The sequence below is a fragment of the Mangrovibacter yixingensis genome, assembly GCF_020523985.1.
GTDB lineage: Bacteria > Pseudomonadota > Gammaproteobacteria > Enterobacterales > Enterobacteriaceae > Mangrovibacter > Mangrovibacter yixingensis.
Window position 1 is genome coordinate 227,902 of sequence record NZ_JAIVKM010000005.1, and the last position, 10,320, is coordinate 238,221.

General features: G+C 48.0%; 8 protein-coding genes. 6 read left to right on the plus strand and 2 right to left on the minus strand.

Annotation, left to right across the window (positions count from 1 at the left end; translation table 11 throughout):
- Positions 1 to 62 precede the first annotated feature (62 nt).
- The gene (gene srmB / locus LC084_RS17045) at positions 63 to 1,412 is read left to right on the plus strand and encodes an ATP-dependent RNA helicase SrmB (protein WP_226572374.1); all 1,350 of its coding nucleotides are present in this window, start codon (positions 63 to 65) and stop codon (positions 1,410 to 1,412) included.
- A gap of 136 nt (positions 1,413 to 1,548) precedes the next feature.
- Here srmB and grcA read toward each other — a convergent pair whose 3' ends face one another.
- A complete protein-coding gene (gene grcA / locus LC084_RS17050; RefSeq protein ID WP_226572364.1) occupies positions 1,549 to 1,932 on the minus strand; it encodes an autonomous glycyl radical cofactor GrcA in 384 nt (127 codons plus the stop codon).
- A gap of 316 nt (positions 1,933 to 2,248) precedes the next feature.
- Here grcA and ung point away from each other — a divergent pair, with 316 nt between their 5' ends.
- The gene (gene ung, locus LC084_RS17055; protein WP_226572365.1) at positions 2,249 to 2,941 is read left to right on the plus strand and encodes a uracil-DNA glycosylase; all 693 of its coding nucleotides are present in this window, start codon (positions 2,249 to 2,251) and stop codon (positions 2,939 to 2,941) included.
- A gap of 61 nt (positions 2,942 to 3,002) precedes the next feature.
- On the opposite strand, the gene LC084_RS17060 is transcribed toward ung, so the two are convergent.
- Entirely contained in the window at positions 3,003 to 4,025 is a 1,023-nt protein-coding gene (locus tag LC084_RS17060) for a tRNA/rRNA methyltransferase (RefSeq protein ID WP_226572366.1), read from the minus strand.
- A 204-nt stretch (positions 4,026 to 4,229) separates the two neighbouring features.
- Between LC084_RS17060 and trxC the strand changes: the two genes are divergently transcribed.
- From trxC to pssA, 4 genes are all read left to right on the plus strand, one after another.
- Positions 4,230 to 4,661 carry a thioredoxin TrxC gene (trxC, locus tag LC084_RS17065; RefSeq protein ID WP_226572367.1) on the plus strand — a complete coding sequence of 144 codons (432 nt, stop codon included), beginning with the start codon at positions 4,230 to 4,232 and terminating at the stop codon, positions 4,659 to 4,661.
- 59 nt (positions 4,662 to 4,720) lie between these two features.
- Complete coding sequence (locus LC084_RS17070) at positions 4,721 to 5,422, plus strand: tRNA-uridine aminocarboxypropyltransferase (RefSeq protein ID WP_226572368.1); 702 nt, start codon at positions 4,721 to 4,723, stop codon at positions 5,420 to 5,422.
- 33 nt (positions 5,423 to 5,455) lie between these two features.
- Complete coding sequence (locus tag LC084_RS17075; RefSeq protein WP_226572369.1) at positions 5,456 to 8,116, plus strand: bifunctional acetate--CoA ligase family protein/GNAT family N-acetyltransferase; 2,661 nt, start codon at positions 5,456 to 5,458, stop codon at positions 8,114 to 8,116.
- 102 nt (positions 8,117 to 8,218) lie between these two features.
- Positions 8,219 to 9,574: a CDP-diacylglycerol--serine O-phosphatidyltransferase gene (gene pssA / locus LC084_RS17080; RefSeq protein WP_226572375.1), complete on the plus strand. Its 1,356-nt coding sequence runs from the start codon at positions 8,219 to 8,221 to the stop codon at positions 9,572 to 9,574.
- The last annotated feature ends 746 nt before the right edge of the window (positions 9,575 to 10,320 follow it).

The window sequence follows — 10,320 nt, forward strand, 5'->3', positions numbered from 1 at the left end:
ATATTAGAGATGAACATATTAGCCTAAACGTCTATAATCGCCCCCCCACTCAGAGGTAGATGATGACTGTAACCACTTTTTCCGAACTCGAACTTGATGAAAGCCTACTGGATGCACTTCAGGATAAAGGCTTTACTCGCCCAACGGCTATTCAGGCTGAAGCTATTCCTCCTGCACTGGAGGGGCGCGATATTCTGGGCTCCGCACCAACCGGAACCGGGAAGACTGCGGCTTACTTATTGCCGGTGATGCAACATCTGCTCGATTTTCCGCGTAAAAAGTCAGGGCCTCCTCGGGTATTGATCCTTACTCCGACTCGCGAGCTGGCAATGCAAGTTGCAGAGCATGCCAAAGAGCTGGCAGCCCATACTAAGCTGGATATTGCCACCATTACTGGCGGTGTTGCTTACATGAACCATGCTGAAGTATTCAGCGAGAACCAGGACATTGTTGTCGCAACGACAGGCCGCTTGTTGCAATACATAAAAGAAGAGAATTTCGACTGCCGTGCTGTTGAAATGCTGATTCTTGATGAAGCGGATCGGATGCTGGATATGGGGTTTGCCCAGGATATCGAGCATATATCAGGTGAAACTCGCTGGCGTAAACAAACCATGTTGTTTTCCGCCACCCTTGAAGGGCAAGCAATAAAAGATTTTGCCGAACGTCTGCTTGATGATCCGGCCGAAGTGTCTTCTACGCCATCAGTACGTGAGCGTAAAAAAATCCACCAGTGGTATTACCGTGCTGACAACGTTGAGCATAAAACTGCGTTGCTGGTAAATCTGCTTGGTCAATCTGATGTTACGCGCTCCATTGTTTTTGTGCGTAAGCGCGAACGTGTTCATGAGTTAGCCGGGTGGCTGCGCGATGCCGGAATTCAAACCTGTTATCTTGAAGGTGAAATGGTTCAGGCTAAACGTAATGAAGCAATCAAGCGCCTGACCGATGGCAGAGTTAATGTACTTATTGCCACGGATGTCGCAGCCCGTGGTATTGATATTCCGGATGTCAGCCACGTATTCAACTTTGACTTACCGCGTGGGGGAGACACTTATCTTCACCGTATTGGCAGAACAGGCCGTGCCGGGCGCAAAGGGACAGCCATTTCGTTAGTTGAAGCCCACGACCATTTATTACTGGGCAAAATTGGGCGTTATATTCAGGAGCCACTCAAATCGCGAGTCATTGATGAGCTCCGGCCCACCACGAGAACTCCGAGCGACAAACTGAAAGGGAAACCCTCTAAGAAAGTTAAAGCTCGCCGTGAAGACAAGAAAAAAGAGCAGAATAAAACAAAAGGCAGAGTGAAACAGCGCCACCGTGACACCAAAAATGTGGGTAAAAGGCGCCAACCAGCTTCAGTCAAACAGGCTGCACCAGAAGCAGAAGGCACTGACAAACAGTCATAATGGCCTGGCACACCTGCCAAACACTATATAAGCCCATGTTCAAGCGTGGGCTTATTTATTTCAATTACCCCCACCCTGAATACAAAAAAACGCCACACCCGAAGGTATGGCGCTGAATAAATTGTTGGTGCGGATATTACAGACTTTCTGTGAAAGTACGGGCAATAACATCACGCTGTTGTTCCGGAGTCAGTGAGTTAAAACGCACTGCGTAGCCAGAAACACGGATAGTCAGCTGCGGGTATTTTTCTGGATGTTTCACTGCATCTTGCAGTGTTTCACGACGCAGCACGTTAACGTTAAGGTGTTGACCACCTTCAACGCGGACTTCCGGTTTTACTTCCATTGGAATTTCGCGATATTCGATTTCACCCAGTTTGCTTACTGAAACCACTTCATCTTCGGCAAAACCAGCTTTTGCACAAACGCAGCGTGCTTCGCCTTTTTCGCTGTCCAGCAGCCAGAAAGAATTCATCAAATTGTCATTTGCAGCTTTTGTAATCTGAATACCAGTAATCATGCTATGTCTCCCTAAGAGCAGTTGTTCGTGATTTTAATGGCCAGTGCCTGGCCAATTGGTAAAACCATTGTTGCGATATTGTTTATATACCAGTCACCAGGGCTGCATTCTTTGATTTTAATCAATAAAAACCATTCGAATAAAAAGGTCATTAATGGTTCTATTTGTTTTACATCAACTTATGCATTTCACTGATGGAAAAAAGTTTTGTAAATTTTCAAAAAAATTTGAACAAAATAAACAAAAATGAAGGTGGCATTTTGCTTCGCAGGGTGAACACGGTAAGCTAGCCCCAGCAAAATTGTGGGAGAAAGGCATGGCAGGAAAACTAACCTGGCACGATGTGCTGGCAGAGGAAAAGCAGCAACCTTATTTCATCGAAACACTGCAAAGAGTGGCTGATGTTCGCCGAGCTGGTATTACAGTCTACCCACCAGCAAAAGATGTGTTTAATGCATTTCGTTATACCGAATTAGGCGATATCAAAGTCGTAATTCTGGGACAGGACCCTTATCATGGCCCGGGGCAAGCCCATGGGCTGGCTTTCTCTGTCCTGCCAGGCATTGCACCACCACCATCACTAGTGAATATGTATAAAGAGCTGGAAGGTTCATTACCCGGTTTTCAACGCCCGAACCATGGCTATCTTGAAAGTTGGGCACGCCAGGGGGTATTGCTGCTCAACACCGTACTAACCGTTGAAGCAGGAAAAGCGCATTCTCATGCCAGTTTTGGCTGGGAAACATTCACTGATAAAGTAATTTCATTGATTAATGCGCACTGTGAAGGTGTCGTCTTTCTGTTGTGGGGCGCACATGCACAGAAAAAAGGCAGTATAATCGACCGGCAAAGACACTTCGTTTTACAGGCCCCACACCCGTCGCCGTTATCTGCTCACCGTGGTTTCTTTGGATGTGGGCATTTTATCAAGGCCAATGAGTATTTAGCTGAACGTGGTCAGTCCCCCATTGACTGGGTGCCTCATTTACCTGAAGCACCACAACCGTAACAGCTGTAAAAAAGCCGGAGCAAAATCAATGCACCGGCTTTTTTATTACGCCTGATAATACTTAGTGATTCTGACGCCACCATTCAGCAAGAATAATCCCACTGGCTACGGAGACATTCAGGCTGCTGGCGTTGCCGGTACCATCAATCGAGACATGCAAATCGGAATTGAGCAGCGCTTCATGTTTCTCATCACTGCCTTCACGGCCAATCAGCAAAACAACCTTTTTAGGCAACTCTGCTGAGAATAAAGGTGTACCACCTTTCCCGGAAGTACCAACGATGGTATAGCCTGCAGCCCTAAACTGGCGCAGCGCTTCTTCAATGCTGCTGGAGGTAATCGCGCTAACATGCTCGGCCCCACCTTCAGCTGTTCTCACTGCTGCACCTGATTCCAGTAACCCGGCATCATTCACCAAAACCCCGTTAACGCCAAAATGCGCACAGGAGCGAACAATCCCCCCCAGGTTATGAGGATTACTGACGTCTTCAAGAGCGAGAACACAATCTGTTTCACCAGCCTGACTTACCCAGGTATCCACCTCAATACCGCGGCGCTTTTTAATCAGGAAACACACACCGCCATGATGTTCAGTGCCTGACGCTTTCGCCAGTTCTTCATCATCAACCACATGGTAGGCTTTGCGGTTAGCAGCCATCCAGCGTAATGCTTCTTTGAAGCGTGGAGTTACGCTCTGAACAAACCAGCCACGGACAATCGCTTCGGGGCGATTTTGAAATAATGCCAGGCAAGCATTGATACCATATACGCGAGTTTCTTCAGCCCGTTGCCGACGCAAAACTTCCGGATCGATAAAGCTTTTACCACTAATACCACCATGATCCACTTCAGGCTGTTCTGCTTCGCCGGGCGCTCTGGACACAGTACGCCATGGAGAACGTTCGCGCGACGCCTTGCTGTCTGTGTCTTTACGTGGACCTTTCCCCTGCCCCCGAGATGGCTTATCCGGACGACCACCGCCTTTGCCCGTGCGGGGATTACGCCCTCGCTCACTTGGGGCATCATCCGAACGAACATACATCACTTTAACTTTACCGCTCTTACCTTTCATTTCGTCGCTCATTCTCTTTCTCCACCAGCGCTGCGCGAAGCGCGAAGATTACCTGATGTAGCAAGCGTTATCTATTTCCTTTACGCAAAAGCTAACAACTATTGTACCCATCGAATAAATCACATTGCTGTTAGCAACCTTAACAATAATAATACGCAACATATATTAAACATTTACCCGTGACTTCACAGTGACGAATTATCGTTGAGGTTAACTATGAAAACAGTATGTACCGCCTGCCAGTCCATCAATCGCCTTCCCGAAGAACGCCTCCAGGATGGCGCAAAATGTGGCCGGTGCGGTCACGCACTGTTCGATGGCAGTATCATCAATGCTACCAGTAAAACGCTGGACACTATCCTCAAAGATGACCTGCCTGTTGTTATTGATTTTTGGGCTCCCTGGTGTGGTCCGTGCCGTAACTTCGCGCCTGTTTTCGAAGAAGTCGCCGAGGAACGCCGTGAACATATACGTTTCGTGAAAATCAACACCGAAGCCGAACAGGAACTAAGTGCGCGTTTTCGTATCCGTAGTATCCCTACTATCATGATGTTTAAACAAGGTGAACTGGTGGATATGCTCAATGGTGCTATGCCGAAAGCCCCGTTTGATGAGTGGTTGAATGAAAGCTTGGAACCACAATCCTGAATAACTTGTTCCAATATCTCCACTCTGAGAGAATGGCGTTTTTCTTGTAAGCCACTTCCATGCACGATAACGCCGTTCTCCGTTTACGCGAGGCAAGACTCGCCCTTTCCACTCGCCCATTTCTTGCCCGTGGTAACAAGGTTCGTCGCTGCCAGCGCTGCCTGCTTGCACTTGCACAATGCTTGTGTGACACCCTGGTTACAGCACCTTCACGCAGCCAGTTCAGTTTACTCATGTACGATACTGAACCATTAAAGCCGAGTAATACAGGCCGCCTGATTGCAGATATTCTGCCAGAGACAACCGCATTTCAGTGGTCACGCACCCAACCACCAGAGCAGCTATTATCAATAATATCATCAGGTAACTGGCAACCTATGGTCGTATTTCCGGCCAATGATACGGGTGAGTCACGCGAGATACTTCATCGCCCCCCTACCACCGGGAAACCACCACTTTTTATTATGTTGGATGGGACATGGAGCGAAGCACGAAAAATGTTTCGCAAAAGCCCCTGGCTGGACACGCTACCGGTTATTTCTGTTGATTTGAATGCTACTTCCGCCTACCAGTTACGTGAAGCTCATGGTGAAGGGCAATATTGTACAGCTGAAGTTGCTATTGCCTTGCTGGAACTCGCGGGTGATGTTGTTGCATCCCGGCAATTAACCCGGCATTTCACGCTGTTCCGCGAACGTTATCTCGCCGGAAAATCTCATCATTCACACAAGGTCACAGCAAAACAGGAAGAAAGCATTTAAACTCAGCGAGTCATATCTCTTAGGGAGAGGAAGATGAGCCAGAGAGGACTGGAAGCACTATTACGCCCTGCATCGATTGCCGTTATTGGCGCGTCAATGAAACCAGGGCGTGCAGGTTTTCTGATGATGCAAAACTTACTGGCCGGCGGGTTTAAAGGCCCTGTATTGCCTGTGACACCTGCATGGAAAGCTGTTTGTGGTGTTCTGGCATGGCCTGAAGTAAGTGCATTACCTTTTTCGCCAGATCTCGCGGTACTTTGCACCCATGCTAAACGCAATATTGAATTACTGGCAGCCCTGGGCAAAAAAGGTTGCAAAACGTGCATTGTGCTTTCTTCTCCCCCAGAGCAACAGGCTGAGCTACTCGCCTGTGCTCAACAATGGCAAATGCGTATTCTTGGCCCTAACAGCCTTGGGTTACTTGCTCCCTGGCAAGGGTTGAATGCCAGCTTTTCTCCGGTTCCTATTCGTAAGGGTAAACTGGCATTTATTTCCCAGTCTGCTGCGGTATCGAACACTATCCTTGACTGGGCTCAACAGCGTGAAATGGGCTTTTCTTATTTTATCGCTCTCGGTGACAGCCTGGACATCAGTGTGGATGAACTGCTCGACTTTTTAGCCCGAGACAGCAAGACCAGTGCTATTCTGCTGTATCTTGAACACCTCTCTGATGCCCGCCGTTTTGTATCTGCCGGAAGAAGTGCCTCCCGCAACAAACCTGTCGTTGTTATCAAAAGTGGCCGTAGCGAACAAGCCTGGATGTTACTCAAAACCCACGGTGGGCTGGATATTGCGTGGGATGCAGCCATTCAGCGCGCGGGTATGCTGCGCGTTCAGGATACCCATGATCTTTTCTCCGCAGTAGAAACGCTCAGCCACATGCGCCCGCTAAAGGGCGAGAAGATAATGATCATGAGTAACGGGGCGGCTCCTGCTGCCCTGGCAATTGACGCGCTGTGGTTAAGAAATGGCAAGCTAAGTGAACTCACTGAAGCAACCTGTAGCAACCTGGCAAAGCAGCTGCCTGCCAGTGTGGAGGCCAGTAACCCGCTTGATTTAAGGGATGATGCTACCCCCGAACACTATTGCCAGGCACTAAGCTGTATGCTTGATGACAGCAATATCGATACATTGCTGATTATTCACGCCCCCAGTGCCGCAGCCCCGGCAACAGAGTGTGCTCAGGCGATTATCCAGCAATTGAAACAACACCCGCGCGGTAAACGCCTTACCATCCTGACTAACTGGTGTGGGGAGCATTCCTCGGTTGACGCCCGGCGGTTATTCAGTGACGCGGCTATCCCTACTTACCGAACACCAGAAGGTGCCATCACTGCCTTTATGCATATGGTTGAATACCGGCGCAACCAAAAGCAATTGCGTGAAACCCCAGCATTGCCCGCAAACCTGCAACAAAATACAGCAGAAGCACACCGGAGATTGCAGCAGGCATTAGAGCAAGGCATCACTACCCTTGATACCCATGAGGTTCGCCCAATTTTGGAGGCTTATGGTCTGGTTACATTGCCAACATGGATTGCTGGTGATAGTGCTGAAGCTGTCCATATTGCGGAGCAAATTGGTTACCCGGTCGCCCTGAAATTACGCTCACCGGACATTCCGCATAAATCAGAAGTTCAAGGGGTGATGTTGTACCTCAGAACTCCCGCAGAGGTTGAGCATGCAGCAGAAGCGATTATTGACCGTGTCAGGCTGACCTGGCCTCAGGCAAGTATCCATGGTTTGCTGGTTCAAAGTATGGCTAACCGAGCAGGAGCACAGGAACTCCGTATTCAGGTGGATAACGATCCACTGTTTGGCCCGCTAATCATGCTGGGTGAAGGAGGCCGGGACTGGCAACCAGATAAACAAGCCGTTGTTGCCTTACCTCCCCTGAATATGAATCTGGCGCGCTATTTGATCATTCAGGCAATTAAATTAGGAAAAATTCGCGGACAAAGTGCTTTATCACCACTGGATATTGCTGGACTGAGCCACATCCTGGTACAAGTATCCAACCTGATTATTGATTGCCCAGAAATCAGCAAACTGGATATTCATCCCTTGCTGGTCTCTGGAAGTGATTTCAGTTTACTGGATGTAACACTGCAACTGACTTCCCCAGAAAATACAACACCACACCAGCTTGTTATTCGCCCTTATCCCCACGAGCTCGAAGAGCAAGTTGTACTGAAAAGTGGTGCTAACTGTATATTTCGGCCTATTCTTCCCGAGGATGAACCCTTGCTGCAACTGTTTATCAGCCAGGTGACGAAGGAAGATCTTTATTACCGCTATTTCAGCGAAATCAATGAATTTACCCATGACGATTTAGCTAACATGACGCAGATAGACTACGATCGTGAAATGGCTTTTGTCGCCGTTCGTTCAACATCCGGTGTCGATGAAATTATCGGTGTATCAAGAGCAATATCAGATCCCGATAATGTAGATGCCGAGTTTGCCGTATTGGTTCGTTCTGATCTTAAGGGCTTGGGGTTGGGGAGAAAATTGATGGAAAAACTCATCAACTATACTCGGGATCATGGGCTCAATAATTTAAATGGGATCACTATGCCTGGAAATCAGGGGATGATAACGCTGGCCAAAAAACTGGGGTTTCGCATAGAGACGATGCTGGAAGATGGTATTGTCAGTCTGACCCTGCCACTGTCAACAGAGTCTGAATTATGAATATGTTAGCTACATTCATGCCTTGTAGTGGTATCATCGACAGATTCAGTCGCCAGGTTCAAGATCCTGGCAGCCCTAAATAGAGAGAAGATTAGCACTGTGATGTTGTCCAGACTTAAGCGAAATAAACATCAACAACACCTTGCCCAATTACCAAAGCTTCCTCAATCAGTTGATGATGTTGAGTTCTTTTTTTCCCCTGCAGACTTCAGGGAAACGCTGCTGGAAAAAATAGCAACAGCGACACGGCGTATCTGTATTGTTGCGCTGTATTTGGAGCAGGATGACGGCGGGCAAGCAGTACTTGCTGCTCTATATCAGGCTAAAAAACTACGCCCAGAGTTAGAGGTTACAGTGCTGGTTGACTGGCACCGCGCACAACGCGGGCGTATAGGTGCTGTTGCTTCTGATACAAATGCAGATTGGTACGCCAGAATGGCGTCTGAACATCCTGATTCAGTCATTCCAGTCTATGGTGTTCCTATCAATACACGCGAAGCATTAGGCGTGCTGCATTTCAAAGGTTTCATTATCGATAACGCTGTCTTGTACAGCGGCGCCAGTTTAAATGATGTGTACCTCCATCAGCATGAGAAATACCGCTACGATCGCTACCATCTAATTCGTAACGCTGCACTGGCTGATACACTCTACGTTTGGGTAAAACAAAATCTGGTGGCAGGTATGGCTGTAAACCGGCTCGATGCCCAAGAAAGACCTAAAAGTCAGGATATCAAAAACGATATTCGCTTATACCGGCAGAAACTACGGGAAAGTAGCTATCACTATACTGGGCATGCAGATAACGAAACATTATCGGTAACGCCATTAGTTGGTCTCGGTAAATCCAGTTTACTCAATAGAACAATTTGCCACCTGATTCCGTGTACTGAACATAAACTGACCATCTGCACACCCTATTTTAATTTACCCGCAATTTTGGTACGCAATATCATTGGGTTACTTCGTTCTGGGAAACAAGTGGAAATTATTGTAGGTGATAAAACTGCAAATGATTTCTATATTCCGGAAGATCAGCCTTTTAAAATTATTGGTGCCCTGCCATATCTTTATGAGATAAATTTGCGCAGGTTTATTAGCCGATTGCAATACTACGTCAACAGTGGTCAATTAATTGTTCGGTTATGGAAAGATGCCGATAACAGTTATCACCTGAAAGGTATGTGGGTAGATACAGAGTGGATGCTATTAACGGGTAACAACCTCAATCCTCGAGCCTGGCGGCTTGATCTTGAGAATGCCATTCTGGTGCACGACCCGCTTAATGAACTGGAGTCTTCACGAGAGCATGAACTCCAGCTAATTCGCCAGCACACAACCATCGTTCAGCATTATCGTGATCTGCAAAGTATTGCAGACTACCCCGTTAAGGTTCGTAAACTCATTCGACGTTTACGCCGGATTCGCATCGATAAGCTTATTAGCAGAATGCTGTAATTCACTTTTCCTTGCCTGTCTAATTCAGGCAAGGCTTTCTTCTCACCAGACCTTTTCCATTATTAACTTACGATCTTCTCTCATTATTTCCACACCCGAATAATTTATGTGTTTTTCAGTTCATTCACAACCAATCTACGAAGTTAGCTCAGTTAACCTAATCCAGGGAAATATATTGTCGGCTTTGGTTTGTCGCTTACCAGTTACACGCAGCCCGAAGGTAACTATTGCGGTTCGTCTGCGGGCCGGTGCCCGGGCATTGTTACGGTGGAATACGGGGAAAACCAGGTCTGCAAATGGCGTGAAGGAAGTACATCGCGTAGTGTGCTGCTGGATACGGGGCACAAAAAACTTCCGGTTTTCACTGTGAGCACGTCTTAACCGGAGAAGACTGTTGATGAATGCCCCCGTGTAGTGTCCACGCAACGTTCACTGCTCTGTCCCGCTCTTTCAAGTGATATACACCGGGCACGGTACAGGAATAACCTGAAGGGAGGTGTTCCCCGGCGTGGCACTGTGGCTGAACAGGCCGGTGTGGCGCCCCCTTCGTGCCGTTGCCACGCAGCGTTCAGCACTCAGCTCAGTGACGTCCTGCTTTCTGTCAGGCTGGCTGTGAACAGCCTTTTGCTGATGCCTGAATGCAAAAAACCCCCAGCTTTCGCTGAGGGTTCTTCTTAATTGAAGCCTGGCAGTTCCCTACTCTCGCATGGGGAGACCCCACACTACCATCGGCGCTACGGCGTTTC

Coding starts and splice junctions, on each gene's coding strand:
- srmB (WP_226572374.1), top strand. CDS start 63: ATGACTGTAACCACTTTTTCCGAACTCGAACTTGATGAAAGCCTACTG.
- ung (WP_226572365.1), top strand. CDS start 2,249: ATGGCAGGAAAACTAACCTGGCACGATGTGCTGGCAGAGGAAAAGCAG.
- trxC (WP_226572367.1), top strand. CDS start 4,230: ATGAAAACAGTATGTACCGCCTGCCAGTCCATCAATCGCCTTCCCGAA.
- LC084_RS17075 (WP_226572369.1), top strand. CDS start 5,456: ATGAGCCAGAGAGGACTGGAAGCACTATTACGCCCTGCATCGATTGCC.
- pssA (WP_226572375.1), top strand. CDS start 8,219: ATGTTGTCCAGACTTAAGCGAAATAAACATCAACAACACCTTGCCCAA.
- LC084_RS17070 (WP_226572368.1), top strand. CDS start 4,721: ATGCACGATAACGCCGTTCTCCGTTTACGCGAGGCAAGACTCGCCCTT.
- grcA (WP_226572364.1), bottom strand. CDS start 1,932: ATGATTACTGGTATTCAGATTACAAAAGCTGCAAATGACAATTTGATG.
- LC084_RS17060 (WP_226572366.1), bottom strand. CDS start 4,025: ATGAGCGACGAAATGAAAGGTAAGAGCGGTAAAGTTAAAGTGATGTAT.